This window comes from Arthrobacter sp. K410C, assembly GCF_059090105.1.
Genome location: NZ_JBNHFJ010000005.1, coordinates 53,952 through 74,782 on the forward strand (window position 1 = coordinate 53,952; position 20,831 = coordinate 74,782).

Genomic DNA, 20,831 nt, shown 5'->3' on the forward strand with positions numbered 1-20,831 from the left:
CTTACGAACGCAGTCTAACGCCGCACGCTGCTGCGTCCCCAGTGCCCGGCTTAGGCCCCGGGCCGGAAAGTGAAAGCATGTCCAGCACTCTGCCCGTGCACTGGAGGGCTGCACAAGCGGCCGGCGGCAGGCGTGGTCAGTCCTCCATTGAAGCCACCGGGTCCGCACCTGTTTGATTGCAGGAACGGCTGGACAGCCGCCCGACCACCTAAGGAAAATCCCGTGACTTCAATGGCGAACCGCGTCAAGAGCCCCACCCGCTGGGACGAAGTGGAAATTGGCGACTCCGTGGAACTCCGGCGCAACGGCGCCCGCGTCCATGCCGGGCTGGTGGATGCCCGCACTGCAGACGGCGATGTGGTGTGGGTCATCGCCCCGGCCGGTGGCCGCCGGCTGTTCCACATTTCCGACGGCTACGACCTGGTGGAGTCACCGGCGCCGCAATAACCGGCCGGAACGGCGTCGGGGCTTTGCAAGACTAGGGACGGACCCGCCCATAGGCAACCAGCCAGGAGACAGCCATGCCCCAGCCGGACTTCATCGCTTTCCGCAGCACCCCCATCACAGAACTACTGAGCATCGACGCGCCCGTGGTCCTTGGACCCTTCGGCGGCGTCTCCTCCGTGCAGCTCACGGCAGCCGTGAGCGACGGCGGCGGGCTGGGTTCCTACGGCCTGTACGGCTACGACGGCGGCGCCATCCGCCGGACGGCAGCGGACCTTCGTGCCGCCACGGGCAGGCCTTTCGCCCTCAACCTGTGGATCCCCACCGGCGATGAGGCCGGGGCCGTGGACCAGGAGGACTTTGGCCGCTTCACCAGCCTGCTGGAGCCGTACTTCCAGGAACTCGGCATCCCGCTGCCGGAGATGCCAGCGCGGTACCTGCCCGACTACGGCGAACAGGTGGAGGCCACGCTGGAAGCCTGTCCCGCCGTCATCAGCTTTGTGTTCGGTGTCCCTGCACCCGAGGTGGTGGAGGACGCCCACCGTCACGGCATCAAGGTGCTCGGCACCGCCACGACCGTGGAGGAGGCCGTGGCGCTGGAGGCCGGCGGCGTGGACGCCGTGGTGGCCAGCGGCATGGAGTCTGGCGGGCACCGCGTGTCCTTCCTGCAGCCGGCAGAAGAGTCGCTCATTGGCACCTTCGCCCTGGTCCCCCAGGTTGCCGACGCCGTGCGTATCCCGGTGATAGCTGCCGGCGGAATCGCCGACCGGCGCGGGGTTGCTGCTGCGTTTGCCCTCGGCGCGGAAGCCGTGCAGGTTGGGACCGCGTTCCTGGCCACCCGCGAGTCGGCCGCGGTCCCGGCCTACCGCTCGCTCCTTTTCAGCCCGTCGGCCGGCCGGACGGTCCTCACCAGGGCGCTCAGCGGCAGGCTGGCCCGCGGCATCCCCAACCGCGTCACCACCGACCTGGCCGATGCCCGGTCCATCGCGCCGTTCCCCGTCCAGAACTGGCTGACAGGGCGTTTCCGGCCCGAGGCCGCCGCCCGCGGGAACACCGGACTCATGTCCCTCTGGGCCGGCCAGGCCGCTCCCCTGATCCGGCACGACACCGCCGCGGATGTCCTCGCCGAACTGCTGGCAGGCGTCGGATAACAGGACGCAGAAAGCAGCGGCACCTGCCGGCGTGCCAATCACCGATAGAATCTGGACCGGCGGAACCATGCCCGGGATCTCGCCGGCAACCGCTACGGGGAGAGGAGGAGCCGTGCCGACACACCAGCCGCGCGCGCCCTTCCACCTCCTCCGCTCCTCGGCCCTCGCCGCCGCGATACTTACCCTGGCGGCAGGGGCCCACGTGGCGGGCGGCGGCCAACTTCCGGCCCCCGGCATCATGCTGGCCATCCTGGCCCTGACCGGACTCGCCAGCACGGCCGCCACCCGGCTGCGGCTCGCCTTTCCCGCTGTGGGGGCGCTCCTTGGCGTCGGACAGCTGGTCCTGCATGAGGCGTTCACCGCGTTCAGCGCCCCGGCCCTCGCACTGGGACCGGCCAGCCTGCATGCCGGCCACCAGCATGGCGGCGGCGCACCGGTGCTTCCCGAGCTGGTTACCGTCGCGGGTCATGCATCCGCCGGCGATCCCGGTTCGGCACCGCTGATGCTGGCCGCGCATGTTTTGGCGTCCCTGGGCTGCGCGCTGTTGCTGGCCAGGGGCGAGGATGCCTTGTGGGCCCTGGCCGCCTGGCTTCGTCCGTTCGCGGGACTCCCCCGCGTAGCGGCGCCCGACGCCGTTCCCCCGGTTTTCGCAGTTTTCCCGCCTGCCGCCGTTCCCCGCCGTCCCTGGCGGAACCTCAGGCAAGACAGCCGACGCGGCCCGCCTTCCGCCGTCGCGCTTTGTTCCTAACCCCGCGCCGCATTCACTGCCGGCGGGGCATTCAATACTTCTGCACGCCCTGTGCGGGCGTGCGCCAGAAAGGCAACCCCATGAACACTTCCATCTTTCGCCGTACCCTGACCACCGCCGCCGCCACGGGCGGCGCAGCAGCCCTGATGCTCGCAGCGGCGGGCGGCGCCGCGGCGCATGTCGGCGTCACGCCGGACAAGACCGACGCCAACTCCTACGCCCTCCTCACGTTCGGGGTTCCCCACGGCTGTGACGAGTCCGGCACCACCAAGGTGGCTATCACCCTGCCCGCCGAGCTCAACGACGCCCAGCCCACAGTCAACCCCAACTGGACGGTTGAAAAGGTGACAGAGCAGCTCGCCGAGCCCAAGAAGCTCACGGACGGAACATCCATCACCAAGCGGACCAGCCAGATCGTCTACACCGCCAAGGAACCCCTGCCGCATGACCTCCGCGACGCACTGGTTTTGTCCGTAAAGCTTCCTGACGCGGCGGACAGCACGCTGCACTTCCCCACCCTCCAGACCTGCGAAACAGGCCAGACCGACTGGTCCCAGATCGCGAAGGACGGCGAGGACCCGCATTCCCTGGAGGCACCGGCGCCGTCCATCACCGTGACGGCGGCTGAGAGCGCCGGCGGGCACGGGGCGGAACGCGCAGCGCACTCAGCGCACGAGGCCCCCGCCGAACCAGAACAGGCCGCAGCCGTAACGGAGAGCGGAGCTGAAGCCCGCAGCTGGGCAGGGCTCGCTGCAGGCGTGGGCGGGCTGGTCCTGGGCGGGGCAGCCCTGCTGCGGAGCGGAGCCCGGCGTAAGGCCACGGACGGCGCAGCCACCAGGTAGCCAAGGTTTGGTGCCCGGATCATCACGATCCGGGCATCAAAACCGCCGCCAGGCCCGCGGCATCGTTGACGCCGGCAACCGCTGCCGCGAAGGTTGTGCCATGAGGTCTCAGAGAATCTTCCAGGGGATAGCCATGTCGACGGCGGCCGCAGCGGCTGCCTTGCTACTCACCGCCTGCGGTCCAAGCCAGCCGCAGACCCAGGCGACCACGACGGCGCCGGGTACCGGCGCGCCCAGCCCGAGCGCGACGTCTGCGCCGCCGTCGTCCGCTCCGCCGTCCTCCGCCGCTCCGACGGCCACCGCTCCGGCAACGGCCGCTCCTGCGGCACCGGGCCTGTGCAAGGCCGCGGGGCTGACCGCGGCCACCGATGCATCCGGCGGGGGCGCTGCGGGCAGCGTCTATATGAAACTAAACCTCACCAACAGCGGCACGGAGCCCTGCCTGCTCAAGGGCTACGCGGGAGTGTCCCTGGCGGCGGACAACGCCGGGGAGCCCATCGGAGCGCCGGCCAGCCGTGAGGATTCAACACCTGTCACGGACGTCCTCCTGGCACCCGGCCAGACCGGCACGGCCGTCCTGCGCTACACCCAGGCCGGAAACTACATGGACTGCGCCATGGTGGACGCCGCCGGCTACCGCATCTACCCGCCGGAGGACACTGCCTCGCTGTTTGTGCCCCAGCCCACCAAGGCATGCAGCAACGTCGGCATCACGCTGCTCAGCATCGGGGCGTTCCAGCCGGCGTAGCTCCGCCGGGGCTTCCCTACAGACGACTGCAGGCGGTCCGGCATGTGCCGGGCCGCCTGCAGTTTCTTGTAAGTACCGCGAACCTGTGGCTGCGCGGTTGTGTTTCAGTACCTGTTAGTGGGCCGTCGTGGGGCGACCGGCGCGGGCAGTACCGCGAGAGAGAGCAAAGCCCAGGCCAAGCATGCCAACACCAAGGACAAAGTGCAGCCAGTTGGCCGCCATGTTCACAGGGATGAAGTTGACCGGCGTCTCCAGACCGATCAGCAGGCCGTATAGCCAGAGGACCAGGTAGATGGCGCCACCTATTATCAGGTAGTTCTTGGACTGAGCGGCACTGCGGGCCATAGCGATACCGGCGGCGCCGAACAGCAGATGGACGATGTTGTGCAGCACAGAAACCTGGAAGAGGCCCAGCAGCAGCGCCTGGGACTCGTGCCCGGCGAAGCCCATGGTCTCGTAGTTGGCGGTGATGCCAGGAATGAAGCCGAGCACACCCACCAGGAGGAAGACCGCTCCCACGGCGAGGGCTGCTTTTTGAATGTTGGTCCGGCCTACGGTACGACCGTCGGAACTCATGCTTGTCATGATTTCTCCTGCTGTTTGTCGTTTTCGTTTTCCATGGCTGCCGGGCTGCGCCTGACCATAGACTACCCCGACAAAGTAAGTATACTTAGCAACTGCGGAACCGATAGGTCAGGTCTATAACGGACCCATTACAAACTGGCCCCACCAGGCCACTGAGACCGGAGGCAGGTTGAATTGGCATGACGTCGATTTGGTTGGACCGCAGCGCGGCTTTCACTTCCGATCCGTTCGAGCCCGACACCAAGTACGACACGGTGGTGGCCGGTGCAGGACTGACCGGCCTGGTCACCGCGCTGCTGCTGGCCCGCTCCGGCCAAAAGGTCCTGGTTCTCGAGGCGCGGCATCCAGGCGCCGTCACCACCGGCAACACCACGGCCAAGGTAACCCTGCTGCAGGGCACCTTCCTGTCCCAGCTTGCCCGCCAGTACTCCCAAAAGCAGGTGCAGGCCTACGTTGACGGCAACCGTGAAGGCCAGGCCTGGCTGCTGCGCTACCTCGACGACCATGGCGTACCGTACCAGCGCCGCGACGCCTACACCTATGCGGCAACTGCGCAGGGGACGGAAAAGCTGCGCGAGGAGGTAAGCGCCGGAACCACGGCGGGGCTCGCCATGGAATACGTGCGCGACGCCGGCCTGCCGTTCGCCGTGCACGGCGCCGTCCGCCTCCCCGACCAGGCGCAGATCCATCCCATGGAGGTAGTGGACACGCTGGTGGCGGACATCCGCGGACGGGGCGGCACGGTTGTGGGCGGCGTGCGGCTGCGGGACGTCGCCGGAGACCTTCCGTCAGTGGTGCGGACCAGCCGGGGCAGCGTGCGCGCGGACCGGGTAGTGCTTGCCACCGGCATCCCGGTCCTGGACCGCGGCCTGTACTTCGCCAAGCTGAAGCCCAGCCGGTCCTATGCGGCAGCCCTTGAGCTGCAGGAGGGGCAGGAGCCGCCGGCCGGGATGTACATCTCGGTGGAACAGCCCACGCACTCGCTGCGCGATTACGAACACGACGGCCGCAGGCTCCTGCTGGTGGGCGGCCACGGGCACCACGTGGGCCGGGCGGAGTCCGAGAAGGCGCATCTTCAAGGGCTTCTCGACTGGACCCGGCAGCACTATCCTGGCGCGAGGACCACGCACGCCTGGTCCGCACAGGACTACATGGCCACCAACCTGATGCCGTTCTTCGGCAAGCTTCCCCGCGGCAAGGGGCATGTCTACTTCGGCACCGGATACAACAAGTGGGGCATGACCAACTCAGTCGCCGCAGCACTGGCGATTTCCGCCGATATCCTGGGCGGCAATGTGCCCTGGGCGGACACCATCCACCACCGGGTCACGTCCCCCTCCGGGGCGTTCTCCGCCGTCGCCCTTAACGCAGGTGTGGCAGCCAAGCTTGCCTCCGGATGGGGGCAGCTGGCGGCGGAAGGCCTGAAGACGGAAGGCACAAGGGCACTGAAACGGGGCAAGGACCTTCCTGCGGCCGCGCCGGTTGTTCCCGCCGAAGGCGAAGGGAAGGTGTACCGCGAAGGGACCCGCCCGGTGGCCGTTTCTACCGTTGACGGGACCACGTGCAAGCTCTCGGCTGTCTGCACGCACCTGGGCGGCATTGTGCACTGGAATGACAACGAAAGGACCTGGGACTGCCCCCTGCACGGTTCCCGATTCGCCAGCGACGGCACATTGCTGGAAGGACCGGCCACCAGGGACCTGCCGCAGGACAAGAAGGGTTGAGCCCAGGTTCCGCGGGCGCCGGCAGTCCTGTCGGTGGCCTGGGGCATGATGGAGGCATGAACCAGGAAGAGCCCTCCCGGGGCGGCAGGCGTCCGGTGGAAGCCGCGCCCATGGCCCAGTTCAGCAGGCCAACCCGCGACTGGTTCCTGGGCGCTTTTTCCCAAGCCACCCCTGCCCAGGCCGGGGCCTGGAACGCCATCTCCTCAGGTTCGCATGCCCTGGTGGTGGCGCCCACCGGTTCGGGCAAGACCCTCGCCGCTTTCCTGTGGGCCCTGGACCGGATCCTCAGCTCCGCTGCCGCCCCGGGGCCGCCTGCGGAGGAGGAAGCGGCCTCGTCCAAGCGCCCGGCGAAGGGCAGGAAGCCCCGGGCTCCGAAGCGCAAGACCCGCGTTCTCTACATTTCGCCGCTGAAAGCCCTGGGGGTCGACGTCGAACGGAACCTGCGCTCCCCGCTGATCGGCATTACCCAGACCGCCAAGCGCCTGGACCTTCCCGCTCCCCTGATCACCGTGGGCGTCAGGTCCGGGGACACCACCGCGGCGGACCGGCGTGCGTTGCTGAGCAACCCGCCGGACATCCTTATCACCACCCCCGAGTCGCTGTTCCTGATGCTCACCTCCAGGGCGCGTGAAACCCTCACCGAGGTGGACACCATCATCATCGACGAAGTCCATGCCGTGGCCGGAACCAAACGTGGCGCACACCTTGCCGTGTCGCTCGAGCGGCTTGATGCCCTGCTGCCCAAGCCTGCCCAGCGGATCGGGCTTTCGGCCACGGTGGAGCCCCGGGAACTGGTAGCCCAGTTCCTGGCCGGTTCGGCACCTGTGGAGATTGTTGCCCCGCCTGCCAGTAAGAACTGGGACCTCACGGTGTCCGTGCCGGTGGAGGACATGTCCGACCTCCAGGGCGCCGCCGGGGCGTTCGATTCCGGCCCGGCCTCCGGGCTCCAGCCGCAGGCCTCCATTTGGCCGCACGTGGAGGAGAAGATCGTTGACCTGGTGCTGGCCAACCAGTCAACCATCGTTTTCGCCAACTCCCGCCGGCTGTCCGAACGGCTGACTGCCCGGCTCAACGAGATCTACGCCGAACGGCAACTGGTGGCGGCCGGCGGCGGCTGGGACGATCCCGCAGCGGAAGGGCCGGGAGCTGCCGGCTCCGGGCCGGCCGTCCCGCCGTCGGGCATTCTTGCGTCCACTGCCACGCCCGCGCACATGATGGCCCAGGCAGGCAGTTCGGCGGGCGCGGACCCGGTGCTGGCGCGGGCGCACCACGGCTCGGTCTCCAAGGACCAGCGGGCACTCATCGAGGACGACCTGAAGTCGGGCCGGCTGCGCTGCGTGGTGGCCACCTCGTCACTGGAACTCGGCATCGATATGGGAGCCGTGGACCTGGTGGTGCAGGTGGAGTCGCCGCCGTCGGTGGCCAGCGGTCTGCAGCGCGTGGGGCGGGCGGGACACCAGGTGGGCGAAGTCTCCCAGGGTGTCCTGTTCCCCAAGCACCGCGCTGACCTGGTACACACCGCCATCACCGTGGAACGGATGCTGAACGGCAAGATTGAACGCCTCAGCATCCCGGCCAACCCGCTGGACATCCTGGCCCAGCAGACGGTGGCCGCCACCGCACTGGGGAGCATCGACGTCGAGGAGTGGTTCGCAACTGTCCGGCGCTCCGCCCCCTTCGCTTCGCTCCCCCGCTCGGCGTTCGAGGCCACCCTCGACCTGCTGGCCGGGCGCTATCCGTCGGATGAATTCGCCGAGCTCAGGCCACGGATTGTCTGGGACCGCAACGCCGGGACCATCGAGGGCAGGCCCGGGGCCCAGCGCCTGGCCGTGACGTCCGGCGGCACCATCCCGGACCGCGGCTTGTTCGGCGTGTACATCATTGGCACCGAGGTAGAAGGCTCCGCCTCCCCCACCGGTGACGGCAAGCCGGCTCCCGCGCCCAAAGGCGGCCGCCGCGTGGGCGAGCTGGACGAGGAAATGGTGTACGAGTCCCGGGTGGGCGACGTCTTCGCGCTGGGTGCCACCAGTTGGAAGATCGAGGACATCACCCACGATCGCGTACTGGTGTCCCCGGCCTTTGGCCAGCCCGGCAAGCTGCCGTTCTGGAAGGGCGATTCGTTGGGCCGGCCGGTGGACCTGGGCCGGGCGCTGGGCGCGTTCGTCCGCGAATTGTCCGCGTCCGACGCCGGCCCCGCCACCGAGCGCTGCAAGGCGAGCGGGCTGGACGAGTTCGCCGCCAACAACCTGATCCAGTACCTGACGGAGCAAAAGCAGGCCACGGAGGTGGTGCCAAGCGACACCACCCTGGTGGTGGAGCGGTTCCATGACGAGCTAGGCGACTGGCGGGTCATCCTGCACAGCCCGTTCGGCATGCCCGTGCACGCACCCTGGGCCCTCGCCGTGGGGCAGCGGCTCCACCAGCGGTACGGCCTGGACGGCTCCGCCATGGCGGCCGACGACGGCATTGTCCTGCGCGTGCCCATGATGGAGGACGAGCCTCCGGGCGCGGAGCTGTTCCTCTTCGACCCGGAAGAGCTGGAACAGATTGTCACCGCCGAGGTGGGCGGCAGTGCATTGTTCGCGTCACGGTTCCGGGAATGCGCTGCGCGGGCGCTCCTGCTCCCCCGCCAGACGCCCGGGAAGCGGCAGCCGCTGTGGCAGCAGAGGCAGCGCTCAGCGCAGTTGCTGGACGTCGCCAGGAAATACCCCACGTTCCCCATCGTGCTGGAGACGGTGCGCGAGTGCCTGCAGGACGTCTACGACCTCCCCGCCTTGAAGGACATCGCCGCCTCCGTGGAACGGCGCGAACTGCGGATCGTACAGACCACCACCCAGCAGCCGTCGCCGTTCGCCAAGTCCCTGCTGTTCGGGTACGTGGCCCAGTTCCTTTACGAGGGCGATTCACCCCTGGCGGAACGGCGGGCCGCGGCGTTGGCCCTGGACTCCACGCTCCTCAATGAGCTGCTGGGCCGCGTGGAACTGCGGGAACTGCTGGACGCAAGGGTCATCGAAACCACCGAGCGGGAGCTGCAGCGGCTGGCCCCGGACCGGAGGGCACGGGGGCTCGAGGGCGTGGCCGACCTGTTGCGGCTGCTCGGGCCGCTGACGCCGGAAGAGGTGGCGGCCAGGCTGCAGGGCGAGGACAACGCACCCGGGGAAAATGCCGCCGGCCCGGCTGCCGCAGATGGTGACGTTGAACCAACGGATGCCGAGCTCGCCGCGGGACTGGACGGCCGCGGGGGTGCATCCGAGGCAGCCCACGGCAGCATTGGGTCCGCAACGGCCCACCTGGCAGCGCTGCAGCGCGCCAACCGGGCCATCAAAGTAAACATCGGCGGGGTTGAACGGTTCGCCGCCGTTGAGGACGCCGCCCGGCTGCGCGATGCCTTGGGCGTGCCTCTGCCCATGGGCGTTCCCCTGGCCTTTATCGAGCCGGTGGCGGATCCGCTCGGGGATCTCGTCTCCCGCTATGCCCGCACCCATGGCCCGTTTACGGCTGCTGAAGCGGCAGCGCGGCTGGGACTGGGCGTGGCGGTGGTGGGCACCGCCCTCAAGCGGCTCGCCGCGGACGGACGGGTAGTGGAAGGCGAGTTCCGGCCGAACGCGGCCCCACCGGGCAGTACAGTCCACGCGGGCAGTGCAGCCCAGCCGGGCAGTGCCGACCTGCCGGCAGGCATCGATGGTGCCGGTGCCGAAGGATTGGACGCCGGGCCGCTTGAGCCCGACGACGACGAAGCCGCCGCCGGTTACCTTGCAGGCGATGACGACCTTGATGTTGCGGGGGAAGAAGAGGACGAGGAGCTCGCGCCGACCGAAACGGCGCACCTGCCGGCGGTTGGGCACGCAGCACCGGAACTCCCGCACGCCAGCGTCAGCGAATGGTGCGACGCCGAGGTGCTGCGCAAGCTCCGCCGCCGTTCGCTGGCGGCACTGCGGGCCGAAGTGGAACCGGTGGATGCCGCCGCCTACGGCCGGTTCCTTCCTGCCTGGCAGCACGTGCGCGTTCCGGGCGGCGGTCGCGGCCAGCCGTCGCTTCGCGGCCTGGACGGCATCATTACCGCCATTGACCAGCTTTCCGGGGTGCCCGTCCCCGCGTCCGCCTGGGAGCCGCTCATCCTGGCCAGCCGGGTGTCCAACTACCAGCCGGCCATGCTGGACGAACTCATGGCTACCGGGGAGGTCCTGTGGTCCGGGGCCGGAGCCCTGCCGGGAAATGACGGCTGGATCAGCCTGCACCTTGCGGACTCGGCGGAGCTCACCTTGAACCCCGCTCCGGAGTACCAGCCGGGCGACGCCGGGCAACGCCTGCTCGACCACCTGCGCGCCAACGGCGGCGGCTATTTCTTCCGCCAATTGACGGACATCGCGGGCGGCATGGACTCGGTGCTCAGCGACCAGGACGTGGTGACTGCGCTCTGGGAGCTGGCGTGGGCCGGCCGCATCACAGGCGACACCTTCGCCCCCGTCCGTGCGCTGATCGCCGGCGGCCATACGGCGCATCGGCAGGTGGCACGCGCACCGCGGGCGAGGGCACCTCGGCTCAGTAGGCTGGGGCGTTCGCACGGCACCGGACTGATGGGGTCGCCGGGCCTTGCCGGTGGCCGCTTCGGCGGCTCGGGCGCCGCGGCAACTCCACCCCTGGCAGCCGGGCGCTGGTCCGCGCTGCCGGAACCGGAACTCGATCCCACCATCCATGCCCGGGCCACTGCCGAGCTCCTGTTGGACCGATATGGCGTTGTCACCAGGGGTTCGGTCATGGCCGAGCAGATCCTGGGCGGCTTCGGCCTGATGTACAAGGTGCTGGCCCGGCTGGAGGAAGCGGGGCGCTGCCGGCGGGGCTACTTCATCGAGCATCTGGGGGCGGCCCAGTTCGCCGTGCCGGCCACGGTTGACCGGCTGCGCTCCTACGCCGAGGACACCCAGCTCGCCCAACCGGAGCCGGCTGCCCTGGCCCTCGCCGCCACCGACCCCGCCAACCCCTACGGCGCGGCCCTTCCCTGGCCCGCCCTCCAGGACGACGCCGGAACCGGTCACCGCCCTGGACGGAAGGCCGGGGCGCTGGTGGTCCTTGTGGACGGAGCACTTGTCCTCTACGTGGAACGGGGCGGCAAGACCCTTCTCGCCTTTAGTGATGATGCTGCCGTCCTGGCCGCCGCGGGCACCGCCCTGGTGGGCGTCGTGACCCGTGGCGCCGTGGACAAGCTGGTCATGGAAAAGGTCAACGGGCACGGCATCCTGGACACCCCGGTGGCGGCCGCCCTCGGTTCCGCCGGAGCCTACTCCACCCCGAAGGGGCTGAGGATCCGTGCCTGAGGGCGATTCCGTGTGGCGGGCAGCCAACCAGCTGCACAAGGCCCTGGCCGGGCAGACCCTGCTGGCCTCAGACTTCCGTGTCCCCCGTTTCGCCACCCTGAACCTTGCCGGGTGGACGGTGGCCGAGGTGGTGCCCCGCGGCAAGCACCTCCTGATGCGGGTAGTGGGGCCCGACGGCAAGCGGCTCACCATCCATTCACACCTGAAGATGGAGGGCACCTGGCAGATCTACCCTGCGGGCGGCAGGTGGCGGAAACCCGGCTACACCGCCCGGTGTGTCCTGCGCACGGCAGCCGCGGACGCCGTCGGCTTTTCCCTGGGCATTGTGGAAGTGGTGGCCACTGACAACGAAGACTCCATCGTGGGGTTCCTCGGCCCGGACCTCCTGGGCCCGGACTGGGACCTGGACGAGGCCGAACGCCGGATCCGTTCAGCGCCTGCTGTCCCGGTGGGCGTGGCACTCCTGGACCAGCGGAACCTCGCCGGGATCGGCAACATCTACCGCTGCGAGGCCTGCTTCCTCTCCGGCGTCCACCCCGCCACTCCTGTTGCTGAGGTGGCGGACGTACGGACCATGATGACGGACGCCAAGCAACTGCTGGAGGTAAACCTCGGGCCCGGCCGCCGCGTCACCATCCTCAACGCCCGCGGCATGCCGGTGGGACGGATGGCCGGCCGGCCCGGCTATTGGGTGTACCGCCGCGAGCACCAGGCGTGCCTGAAATGCGGGACCCCTGTCCGGCGCGGACTGCTTGGCAAGCCGAACGGGGACGAGGAACGCGACATCTACTTCTGCCCCCGGTGCCAGCCGGAACCGAGGTAATCCAGGGCGGGCAAAGGGCTCAGCAAACGGTGGCAGGTGAAGCGCCGGCAGTCTTCGGCACTGCGGCCGGAACCATGAACCGCGGCAGCAGCAGCTGCACCAGGGGTCCGATGGCCAGTGCGTAGACAACGGTTCCCACGCCCACCGAACCGCCCAGGACCCAACCGACGGCCAGGACGGTCACCTCGATCAGTGTGCGGGACAGGCGGACGGACCAGCCGGTACGCCGGGCCAGGCCGGTCATCAGCCCGTCCCTGGCCCCGGGGCCAAAGCGGGCACCGATGTAGCAGGCGGAGGCGATGCCGTTCAGCAGGACAGCGCCGGCAAGCATCCCCACCTGGCCGAAAAGTTGGGACACGGTGGGGATCAGGGCCAGCCCGACGTCGGCGAAGACGCCCACCAGGACGGCGTTGCAAAGGGTTCCGAAGCCGGGCCACTGCCGCAGGGGGATCCACAGCAGGAGCACCAGGAAGCTCACGATGATGACCACCATGCCGATGCTCAGCCCGGTCCGGTTCGCCAGCCCTTGGTGAAAGACGTCCCACGGGTCCAGGCCAAGCCCGGCCCGGATGAACATTGCCAGGGAAATGCCGTACATGGCGAGGCCGGTGAAGAGCTGGATCAGTCTGCGGGTCATCATGGGATCAACCCTCCCACGCAACTGGCTTTTGATTACATAGCCAGTTTGAGACACTGGCTATATGGCCCCTTCCCTGAGTTCAGCAGCGCTCGCCCGCCTTCTGGGGCCATGGAACCGCGGGGCCGGACCGGCGTACCGGGAACTGGCCGATGTGGTCCGGCTGCTCATCCTGGACGGCAGGGTGCCCCTTGATACTGCCCTGCCCAGTGAGCGCGCGCTGTCCGCGGCCCTGGGTGTCAGCCGGACCACCGTTACGGCCGCCTACGCGATCCTCCGGGAACAGGGTTTCCTCAGCAGCGGACAAGGCAGCCGCGGCAGGACCCGGATCCCCGACCTGAACCCGTTCGGACCGGCGATTTTCGGCCCCGCCAAACTCAAGGAAGCCAGTGGGACAGAGGCTGGCGGGACAGGGACTGGTGGAGCAGGGACAGGCTGGAAAGGGGCCGGGGCCATCTCCGCCCCGGGCCTGGCAGCGCCGGAAGGGCTGCTGGACCTGGCCTATTCGGCGCTGCCGGCCAGCGGCGAAGTCGTGCACCGGGCTTTCGCCGCCGCACTGACCGAACTTCCGGCCCTGCTGCCGGGTTTTGGCTACGACGCCATCGGCCTGCTTCCGCTCCGCCAGGCGATCGCAGACAGGTACACGGCCGCCGGTGTGCCCACCCATGCGGGGCAGGTGATGGTGACGTCAGGCGCCCAGCACGCACTGACCATAGTCCTCCGCACCCTGGCGGACCGTCAGGACCGGGTCCTCGTGGAACACCCCAGCTACCCCAACGCCCTGGACGCAATCCGGGCCGCCAGGTGCCGGCCCGTTCCCGTCGCCTTTGCACCCGGCGGCTGGGACCTGCCAGCATTGGAAACTGTCCTGGCCCAGCAGCGCCCCAAGCTCGCGTATATGGTGCCGGACTTCCACAACCCCACCGGCATGGCCATGCCCGACACCCAGCGCCGGAGGCTGGTCCGCGCCGCCGCGGCCACCGGCACGGTCCTGGTGGCGGATGAGACGCTCCGCGAACTGAACCTCGACGGCGTGGGCACCACTCCCCTGGCAGGCTTCAGCCCCAACGTGGTCACAATCGGCTCACTCAGCAAATCGCACTGGGGCGGCCTGCGGACCGGCTGGATCCGGGCTTCCGAAGCCATGATCGGGCGCTTGGCGGCTGCGCGCACCACCGTTGACCTGGGCGGTCCGATTATGGAGCAGCTCGCGGCCGCACACCTGGTCCGGGCCATGGACGAACCGCTCCCTGCCCGGTTGGCGGCGCTGCGGACCAACAGGGCAGCGCTGCTTGAGCTGCTGCGCGGGCATCTGCCCGGCTGGGAGACCCCCGTGCCCGCCGGCGGCCTGTCCGTGTGGTGCCGGCTGCCGGCTCCGTCCAGCACCGCGCTGACAGTCCTGGCGCCGGAGTTCGGCATCCGGCTGGCCGCCGGGCCGAGGTTCGGAATCGGCGGAGCGTTCGAACGGTTCCTGCGGGTGCCCTTCACCTTGCCGCCTGAGCAGCTGGAAACTGCGGTGCTGGCATTGCGCGCCGCCCAGGACAAGCTCAACGCCGCTCCCCAACTCCGGCGCACCCTCACCACTGCCCCGGCGGTGGCGATCGCGTGAGCGCCACCGCAAGTAGCTAGCGCCAAGCGTCGTTTCGGACGCCCATCACCGCAGTTGGCGCTACCTGGTTGGGGAGGCAGGCGGCTGGGCTCCTGCTGCCGCCCGGTCAGCTGCCTTGTCATTCCGCGGGGCGGCGCGACCCATCCGCTGCTTTGCGGTATTGCTTCCGGGCCCGATGGGAACATGGCTGGTGGCTTTGGCCAGCCCGAACAGCGGCATGCCGCTGTAGACCGCCTCGATCCCGCCAGCGGGCACCTGGTACGTTTCGTGCCAAATGCCGACGTCGCCGCGTCCTGCCATCTCCTTCATGAAACGCCGCCAGGGTTCCAGGTGCGGAGCCTCCCGGTCCGCCGCGAACTTCCTTAGATGCTCCGGGCTCTCCCAGTAGCTGACCAGGACCGTGGTCCGCCCCAGCCATTGCTCAAAACCAAGCATTCCGGACTGAGGGTCGGAGGCCAGGTGCCGGAGCATCGGCGGCATGGCCGAGGCGACCTTTCCGACGGCCCCAAGCTTCCACCAGCGGTTTGCCCGCATGCCGATCAGGAAAACAGTGACGGAATCACGGGCGGGGTCGGCGGTGTACCGGCCCGGAAAGACTTCCTGCGCCATGGGGGGCTCCTTCAAGGGGAAGCGGACGGATATTTTGACTTCCGCTGCATTTCATAACGCTGTTATGTAACAACGTTATGAAAGAATTGGCCCCATGGCAAGACCTGTAATGCACACCGATTCCCTCAAACAGCAACTGCTGGAAATGACTGCCGACCTCGTGGACCGTGAAGGTCCGTCGCGGCTAACCCTCCGCGACGTGGCGGCCGCCGCAGGCACGTCCACTACAGCTGTTTACGCGCTGTTCGGGGGGAAATCCCAGCTGCTGACCGCTGTCATGGACCACGGATTCCGGTCATTCCGTGAGTCCCAGGAACAGGCGGCCCAGGGAGGGCTCCGGGGGCTCGGAATTGCCTATCGGAGCTGGGCTCTGGAACATACCGCACTGTACCGGCTCATGTTTGGCGGAGCCATGGCGGCCTACGCGGACTGCAAGCCCAGCCCGGAAGCCGCGGCCGGGGCGATGGATCCACTGATCGGGGCGGTCTCCGCAGCCCAGGCAGCCGGCACGCTGCGTCCTGCGCCAGCGGAGATGGTGGCCATGGCCATCTGGGCGCAGGTCCACGGCCTGATCAGCCTGGAAGTGGCCCAGGTGGGCCCGCCGGACGCACCCTGGGAAGACGTCTACAGTCTGGCCCTGGAAGCCATCGGCCGCGGCTGGGCCGCCTGACCGTCCAACCGCTTTCGACGCGGCAATTCCTCCGCCCGACGCAAATTACCTGCCGCGGCGGATATTTCCACTGCGCCAGGTAATGTGCGGGTCACATCCGATTGTGCGCGTCGAAACCGGTCGGGCCGCCGCTACGCGTACACGCGCTCCAGGAAGCCGCTCCACGCCTTGGCGGTGGTTTCCGAATCCCCCGTGCCGCTGAAGTCGTGGACGGTCATTCCCACGGGGGCGCCCCAGGCGTTGCGGCAAAAGAACCGGAACATCGCGTCGGAGGTGCGCAGGCCCAGGAAGTGCTCGTTCGTGAAGTCCACTTCGCCCATGAGCCGCCCCACGCCGTCGAGCTCCACATCCACGGCGGAACCCTGCCGGGCGGCTTCGACACCCAGCGCCTTGCGGAGCTGCTCGAACCCGTCAGGGACCTGGGAGGCGGCCGGCCCCTGGACATCGGTGAAGACCACCGGCTTGCCATCGAAGTGCTGCAGGTACTGGGCCAGCGTGTGCAGGTAGAACTCCGTGTGGCGGCTGGCACCGTCGTACTGCTCGTCCCAGTTGTCCGCGAAGATTCCGCTGTGGACGTAGTGCAGCCGGGCGCGTCCGCCATCGAGCGGTTCCAGGACATGCTCCAGCTGGTTGAACCAGCCGTCGGGGCCGTCCATCCGGGACACCAGGTGGGCGGGGTATTCGTTCACGGTCTTGACGTCCGGCCACTGGTCCGTGGGAAACATCCATGCGGGGGTCCCCGTGGTGACGGCCTCCCACACGCGGGCTGGCGTACCGGGCAGTTCGGTGTCGTAGACGATCTCGAAGTTGCGGTTGTCAGTCATTGTCCTGCTCCTTGCCTGAGGGGGTCTGATTGGTTGTTTTGAGTACCGGGTGCAAAGCCACCACCAGCCGGTGCCGCCGCCCGCGGGAGGAGGCATCACCGTCATGGTATTTGTCCACCAGCCGCGTGACCGCCACGCCGAGTTCCTCAGCGAACGCGGCGCGCTCAGCGGCGGTACGGAAGGTGACCTCGCCGTCGATGGCGAATGTGGCGAGCTTCTGGCGGGCTGCCGCGGCCCCGGCGATCAGCTTTCCCACCTCCTGGACCATCCGCCCGGCGAGGGCGAGCAGCCAGAACGCCGAGAACCGGTCCGCGAAGCGGCGGGGGTCCGGGGAAACGGAGGCCAGCGCCGAGGGTGAGATGAGGTAGGAGGCGGCCGTGGCCTGGAGGACGCGTTCGGTCACGTTGCCCTTGCGCCGCTCCTCCACCAGTTCCACCAGCCCGTGCCTTTCGAGGGCCTTGAGGTGGTAGTTGACCTTCTGCCGGGGCAGCCCCACCTTCACGGCCAGCTGCGTGGCGGACCCGGGCGTGCCCAGCTCCCGAAGGATCCGGGTGCGAATAGGATCCAGCGACGCTGCGGCCGCCGCCGGGTCCTCGATCACTTCGATGTCCAACATGCATCCATCCTCTTACCGACAACTTTTATTGTCGAGAACTTTTTATCGTCGGTTGCGGAAGGGGGATTCGGGCCCGCAAAGTAGAATGGACCGGTGATGCAATCCCCCCTCCCCGTGCGCGACGGCGTCAACGCCACCCGCCTGCGCCTTCCGGAGGAGGGTCCTTGGGACACCGCGATGGACTACATGATGCACCGATGGGGCCACATCGACCCCCAGGGCATCGAGGACCGGTTCGACGCCGGCGAGATAGTGGGCGAAGGCGGTGTTCCACTGCACCGCGGCACTCCCCTGCAGGACCACACCTTCATCTGGTATTACCGCACGCTCCCGCCGGAGACCCGGATTCCCGTGGACATCAGCATCCTGCACCAGGACGAGCACCTGCTGGTGGTGGACAAGCCGCACTTCCTGCCCACCACCCCCGGCGGCACGTACATCCAGGAGTCGGCCCTGGTGCGGCTCCGCAACCAGCTCGGCCTGCCGGACCTCATTCCCATGCACCGGCTGGACCGGATGACCGCCGGGGTGCTGCTGTTCTCCACCAATCCGCAGACCCGCGGGAAGTACCAGGTGCTCTTCGAGAAGCGGCAGGTGCAGAAGGAATACGAGTGCGTGTCCGCTGCCGAGCCCGCTCCCGGGCATCCCGCCGTCGAATTTCCCGTTGTGGTGCGCAATCGGATGACCAAGTCCCGCAGCTACCTCCTCGCGGAGGTGGTCGAAGGCGAACCCAACGCCGAAACGCGGATTGAGCGGCTGGAAACGTTCGACGGCGGCCCTGCGGTGGGTGCTCCGGGCACCGATGGCGGTGGCCGGCTCGCCAGGTACCGTCTGGAACCGCACACCGGCAAGACGCACCAGCTGCGGGTACACATGGCGTCCCTGGGACTGGGAATTGTCAACGACGCCTTTTATCCGGACCTGCTGGACAAGGCCCCGGACGATTACACCAGGCCCCTGCAGCTCCTGGCCCGGGGCATCAGGTTCGTAGACCCGGTCTCAGGGAAGCCGGTGGAGTACCGCAGCGGACTGGAACTCAGCGAGGCTGCGCGGGCGCGCGCCTAAGGAGGCTGATGATGGAAAGGCGCCTGCGGCCAGGGCATCGCGCTCAGAGGCCGCGCACCACGGCGGCTGCGGCGTGCAGCCAGGCCTCGCGGGTTTCCGGCTGCAGCGCCTGGTAGTTCAGGCGCGCTCCCGAAACAAGGGACCGGTCGTATGGAACATCCAGGACGTTCCTCGTCAGGCCCGCGAGGTGGCTGCGGGCCTTCCTGTGAAGGTCCCGGTCGATCTGCGGGGACGGCGCGGCGAGCAGGGTCACAGCATTGGCGATCTTCGCGTGGTACCCGCGCTCACGCAGGCCGTCGATGAGCCAGACGGCGCTGGCCACCGTGTCTTCGCGGAGGGTGGAGACGATGACCAGCTCGTCCGCCGCCGCCACCGCTGCCTCCCAGTTGGAGGAGCGCATGTTGTTGCCGGTGTCCACCATGATGACCCGGTAGAAGCGGCGCAGCGCCGTATGCAGCCGGTCGAATTCGCGGGCGCCGATGGTGGCCGCACCGGCAGCGTCCTCGTCGGAGGCCAGCACGTCAAACTGCGTCGAACCTTGGTAACGGACGTACCTGTCGAGGTCCCCGATCCGCCCCAGGACGGGGTCTTCGAAGCGGTCCACCTCCTGCAGCAGGTCAACAGCGGTCCCGGTGTGCCCTGCTGCCGGCGCACGCCACCCGAGCGTGCCGCGCGTTTCGTTGTTGTCCCAGGCGAGTGTGTAGCCGCCGCGGTGGATTCCCAGGGTTGCGGCGAGGAGCAGGGTTGCGGTGGTCTTGTGTGCACCACCCTTGGGGTTGACCACCACCACGGTGCGGGGTCCGTCCAGCCGGCGCTGGACGTCGTCGATTGCTTGCAGGTGGATGCGCTCACGGCGGCCGGGGGCAGGGTTGAGGGAACTGCCGCTGAGCCGGCGGATGGCGCCCTGCCAGCCTTCCTCGGCCAGCACTGCCGGGGGGACGGGCCGCTGAGCGAGGAAATCCTGAAGGGTGGGAACGGCGTCGTGCCTTGCAGCAGGAGGGACATCGGTAGCGCGCGTGGCCGCAGAGGGTAGGTCGATGGCCATGACCTGGCTTCCTTTCTGGAGTGGTTGTGCTGCCTTGACCGTCCGCGGCGCCCGTACGCGCCTGGCTAAGCGGAGGACCACACTGAGCAGGACCAGAAGCAGCCGGTACAGGAGGATCGCCAGGCCAGCCACCGGCAGGGCCAGCAGGAGAACGGACAGAACGGCGAGCGTGGCTGTGGCGGGGTCCCCTGCCCCTATGGCCGTGGCTGCGATTCCGGCGTGCCGGCGAATGGCAACTGCGGTCTGCTCCAGGATCAGGGGCAGGTTCAGCAGCATCCAGCCCAGCGCCAGCAGCAGCAGTGGCACCACCAGGACAACCCAGGCAGTGACGATCCGCCGGGCAAACGGCCGCAGCTCCGTGACCCGCGGATCCGCCGGATGGCCCGGGAGCAGGCTTACGAGAACCGGGCGGATCCGGTTGAACAAGTCCGGCACACCGGCGATATCGGCCAGGACAAAGTAGCCATCGAATCGCAGCGTGGGTACCAGCTGCTGGACCATCCCGAGGTGCATCAGGGCGGCCGCCAGCAGGAAGAACCCTTGCCCAGTGGCCAAGTAGGCAGCGCCAAACGCGAGGAGGCACAGGCAGTTGAAGTACAGCCCGCCGAGGTCGGTGCGGAGCCGGCCCGCCCTGCCCAGCCGGTAGGAGTCGGTGACGTTGGTGAAGAAGGCGGGAAAGACGATGTAGACGCCGACGCCGATAACCCCGGGCCGCGCACCGCCATACCGGCAGGCCGTGGCATGGCCAAGTTCGTGGATCACGGCTCCCGCCATCAGCACTGCAAAGAGGGCGAGCAGCAGTGCAGGCGTCAGCAATACCTGCTGCAGCGATGCCAGGAAGTCGCCTTGGAGGATGACCAGGATGTCGACGGCGGCCAAGACCCCCAGCACGACGGCCACCACCGGAGGCCAGTAGAGCGGTGACAGGAACCGGGCCAGGGCATTGACCGTCTTTTCGGAAAGGAGCGTCCCCCGGAGCCGGATTGACAGCAGCGGGTCCGCGGTGGGAGGCCCCGCGATGCCTGTGGTGTCTGCCGCAACATCCTGGACCAGCCCGATGGGTGCCAGCCGCTGAACGAGAAGGTGCTGGAGCCCGCTGACGTCCAACTCCCGGCCGTAGGTGTCGCTGATTTCCCGCGACACCTCCGAGAGCTGTTTGTCCGCCGACACGGCGAGCATCACCAGGTGCAACAGTTCCGACAGCTGGACTATTTGCCCATCCCCGCGCTGCACCAAATAGCTGCGCTGCTTCAGTCCGGAGCCTTCAACCTGGCCCAGGACCCTGACTCCGGGAGCAAGCGACCAGCGCTGATTAAAAGCGGCCTCCGGTGTTGTTGTCACATTTCCCACCGATACATTGAGTGGTTGAGGCGGCG

General features: G+C 68.4%; 18 protein-coding genes. 11 read left to right on the forward strand and 7 right to left on the reverse strand.

What is annotated here, in order from left to right; genetic code table 11:
• The first annotated feature begins 231 nt into the window (after positions 1-231).
• The 4 genes from AC5RU7_RS09730 to AC5RU7_RS09745 all read left to right on the forward strand — a co-directional run bounded on the left by AC5RU7_RS09730 (position 232) and on the right by AC5RU7_RS09745 (position 3,185).
• Positions 232-447, forward strand: a complete 216-nt coding sequence (locus tag AC5RU7_RS09730; RefSeq protein ID WP_494052196.1) for a hypothetical protein — start codon at positions 232-234, stop codon at positions 445-447.
• Between the two features lie 74 nt (positions 448-521).
• Positions 522-1,595: an NAD(P)H-dependent flavin oxidoreductase gene (locus AC5RU7_RS09735; protein ID WP_494052054.1), complete on the forward strand. Its 1,074-nt coding sequence runs from the start codon at positions 522-524 to the stop codon at positions 1,593-1,595.
• A 112-nt stretch (positions 1,596-1,707) separates the two neighbouring features.
• Positions 1,708-2,343, forward strand: a complete 636-nt coding sequence (locus AC5RU7_RS09740; RefSeq protein WP_494052055.1) for a hypothetical protein — start codon at positions 1,708-1,710, stop codon at positions 2,341-2,343.
• Between the two features lie 80 nt (positions 2,344-2,423).
• Positions 2,424-3,185 (forward strand): YcnI family copper-binding membrane protein, encoded by a 762-nt coding sequence (locus AC5RU7_RS09745; protein ID WP_494052056.1) that lies wholly within the window; start codon positions 2,424-2,426, stop codon positions 3,183-3,185.
• 108 nt (positions 3,186-3,293) lie between these two features.
• Here AC5RU7_RS09745 and AC5RU7_RS09750 read toward each other — a convergent pair whose 3' ends face one another.
• Positions 3,294-3,551 (reverse strand): hypothetical protein, encoded by a 258-nt coding sequence (locus tag AC5RU7_RS09750; RefSeq protein ID WP_494010984.1) that lies wholly within the window; start codon positions 3,549-3,551, stop codon positions 3,294-3,296.
• On the opposite strand from AC5RU7_RS09750, the gene AC5RU7_RS09755 reads away from it, so the two are divergent.
• On the forward strand, positions 3,538-3,933 hold the full coding sequence (locus tag AC5RU7_RS09755) for a DUF4232 domain-containing protein (RefSeq protein ID WP_494052197.1): 396 nt from the start codon (positions 3,538-3,540) through the stop codon (positions 3,931-3,933). The genes AC5RU7_RS09750 and AC5RU7_RS09755 overlap by 14 nt on opposite strands.
• A 114-nt stretch (positions 3,934-4,047) precedes the next feature.
• Here AC5RU7_RS09755 and AC5RU7_RS09760 read toward each other — a convergent pair whose 3' ends face one another.
• On the reverse strand, positions 4,048-4,509 hold the full coding sequence (locus AC5RU7_RS09760) for a DUF4383 domain-containing protein (protein WP_494010986.1): 462 nt from the start codon (positions 4,507-4,509) through the stop codon (positions 4,048-4,050).
• A 188-nt stretch (positions 4,510-4,697) separates the two neighbouring features.
• Here AC5RU7_RS09760 and AC5RU7_RS09765 point away from each other — a divergent pair, with 188 nt between their 5' ends.
• From AC5RU7_RS09765 to AC5RU7_RS09775, 3 genes are all read left to right on the forward strand, one after another.
• Positions 4,698-6,242 (forward strand): FAD-dependent oxidoreductase, encoded by a 1,545-nt coding sequence (locus tag AC5RU7_RS09765; protein ID WP_494010792.1) that lies wholly within the window; start codon positions 4,698-4,700, stop codon positions 6,240-6,242.
• A gap of 110 nt (positions 6,243-6,352) precedes the next feature.
• On the forward strand, positions 6,353-11,557 hold the full coding sequence (locus tag AC5RU7_RS09770) for an Lhr family helicase (RefSeq protein WP_494052198.1): 5,205 nt from the start codon (positions 6,353-6,355) through the stop codon (positions 11,555-11,557).
• The gene (locus AC5RU7_RS09775) at positions 11,550-12,380 is read left to right on the forward strand and encodes an Fpg/Nei family DNA glycosylase (protein WP_494052057.1); all 831 of its coding nucleotides are present in this window, start codon (positions 11,550-11,552) and stop codon (positions 12,378-12,380) included. Before AC5RU7_RS09770 ends, AC5RU7_RS09775 begins: the two co-directional genes overlap by 8 nt.
• A gap of 19 nt (positions 12,381-12,399) precedes the next feature.
• On the opposite strand, the gene yczE is transcribed toward AC5RU7_RS09775, so the two are convergent.
• The gene (yczE, locus tag AC5RU7_RS09780) at positions 12,400-13,020 is read right to left on the reverse strand and encodes a membrane protein YczE (protein ID WP_494010794.1); all 621 of its coding nucleotides are present in this window, start codon (positions 13,018-13,020) and stop codon (positions 12,400-12,402) included.
• Positions 13,021-13,081: 61 nt separating this feature from the next.
• Between yczE and yczR the strand changes: the two genes are divergently transcribed.
• On the forward strand, positions 13,082-14,626 hold the full coding sequence (yczR, locus tag AC5RU7_RS09785) for a MocR-like transcription factor YczR (RefSeq protein WP_494010795.1): 1,545 nt from the start codon (positions 13,082-13,084) through the stop codon (positions 14,624-14,626).
• A gap of 60 nt (positions 14,627-14,686) precedes the next feature.
• On the opposite strand, the gene AC5RU7_RS09790 is transcribed toward yczR, so the two are convergent.
• A complete protein-coding gene (locus tag AC5RU7_RS09790; RefSeq protein WP_494010796.1) occupies positions 14,687-15,235 on the reverse strand; it encodes a DUF4188 domain-containing protein in 549 nt (182 codons plus the stop codon).
• Between the two features lie 94 nt (positions 15,236-15,329).
• Here AC5RU7_RS09790 and AC5RU7_RS09795 point away from each other — a divergent pair, with 94 nt between their 5' ends.
• Complete coding sequence (locus tag AC5RU7_RS09795) at positions 15,330-15,905, forward strand: TetR-like C-terminal domain-containing protein (RefSeq protein WP_494052058.1); 576 nt, start codon at positions 15,330-15,332, stop codon at positions 15,903-15,905.
• A gap of 131 nt (positions 15,906-16,036) precedes the next feature.
• Here the strand turns inward: AC5RU7_RS09795 and AC5RU7_RS09800 are convergent, their stop codons facing one another.
• Together AC5RU7_RS09800 and AC5RU7_RS09805 are read right to left on the reverse strand one after the other, a co-directional pair.
• Positions 16,037-16,729, reverse strand: a complete 693-nt coding sequence (locus AC5RU7_RS09800; protein ID WP_494052059.1) for an SRPBCC family protein — start codon at positions 16,727-16,729, stop codon at positions 16,037-16,039.
• On the reverse strand, positions 16,722-17,345 hold the full coding sequence (locus tag AC5RU7_RS09805; RefSeq protein ID WP_494052060.1) for an ArsR/SmtB family transcription factor: 624 nt from the start codon (positions 17,343-17,345) through the stop codon (positions 16,722-16,724). The genes AC5RU7_RS09800 and AC5RU7_RS09805 overlap by 8 nt, the downstream gene beginning before the upstream one ends.
• A gap of 96 nt (positions 17,346-17,441) precedes the next feature.
• On the opposite strand from AC5RU7_RS09805, the gene AC5RU7_RS09810 reads away from it, so the two are divergent.
• Positions 17,442-18,410, forward strand: a complete 969-nt coding sequence (locus AC5RU7_RS09810; RefSeq protein WP_494052199.1) for an RluA family pseudouridine synthase — start codon at positions 17,442-17,444, stop codon at positions 18,408-18,410.
• Positions 18,411-18,453: 43 nt separating this feature from the next.
• Here the strand turns inward: AC5RU7_RS09810 and AC5RU7_RS09815 are convergent, their stop codons facing one another.
• The gene (locus AC5RU7_RS09815; RefSeq protein ID WP_494052061.1) at positions 18,454-20,796 is read right to left on the reverse strand and encodes a MinD/ParA family ATP-binding protein; all 2,343 of its coding nucleotides are present in this window, start codon (positions 20,794-20,796) and stop codon (positions 18,454-18,456) included.
• Positions 20,797-20,831 lie beyond the last annotated feature (35 nt).

Bases quoted from the DNA above. Each gene is read 5' to 3' on its own strand.
- AC5RU7_RS09730 (WP_494052196.1), top strand. From the start codon at position 232: ATGGCGAACCGCGTCAAGAGCCCCACCCGCTGGGACGAAGTGGAAATT.
- AC5RU7_RS09735 (WP_494052054.1), top strand. From the start codon at position 522: ATGCCCCAGCCGGACTTCATCGCTTTCCGCAGCACCCCCATCACAGAA.
- AC5RU7_RS09745 (WP_494052056.1), top strand. From the start codon at position 2,424: ATGAACACTTCCATCTTTCGCCGTACCCTGACCACCGCCGCCGCCACG.
- AC5RU7_RS09760 (WP_494010986.1), bottom strand. From the start codon at position 4,509: ATGAGTTCCGACGGTCGTACCGTAGGCCGGACCAACATTCAAAAAGCA.
- AC5RU7_RS09765 (WP_494010792.1), top strand. From the start codon at position 4,698: ATGACGTCGATTTGGTTGGACCGCAGCGCGGCTTTCACTTCCGATCCG.
- AC5RU7_RS09770 (WP_494052198.1), top strand. From the start codon at position 6,353: ATGGCCCAGTTCAGCAGGCCAACCCGCGACTGGTTCCTGGGCGCTTTT.
- yczE (WP_494010794.1), bottom strand. From the start codon at position 13,020: ATGATGACCCGCAGACTGATCCAGCTCTTCACCGGCCTCGCCATGTAC.
- yczR (WP_494010795.1), top strand. From the start codon at position 13,082: ATGGCCCCTTCCCTGAGTTCAGCAGCGCTCGCCCGCCTTCTGGGGCCA.
- AC5RU7_RS09790 (WP_494010796.1), bottom strand. From the start codon at position 15,235: ATGGCGCAGGAAGTCTTTCCGGGCCGGTACACCGCCGACCCCGCCCGT.
- AC5RU7_RS09795 (WP_494052058.1), top strand. From the start codon at position 15,330: ATGGCAAGACCTGTAATGCACACCGATTCCCTCAAACAGCAACTGCTG.
- AC5RU7_RS09800 (WP_494052059.1), bottom strand. From the start codon at position 16,729: ATGACTGACAACCGCAACTTCGAGATCGTCTACGACACCGAACTGCCC.
- AC5RU7_RS09805 (WP_494052060.1), bottom strand. From the start codon at position 17,345: ATGTTGGACATCGAAGTGATCGAGGACCCGGCGGCGGCCGCAGCGTCG.
- AC5RU7_RS09810 (WP_494052199.1), top strand. From the start codon at position 17,442: ATGCAATCCCCCCTCCCCGTGCGCGACGGCGTCAACGCCACCCGCCTG.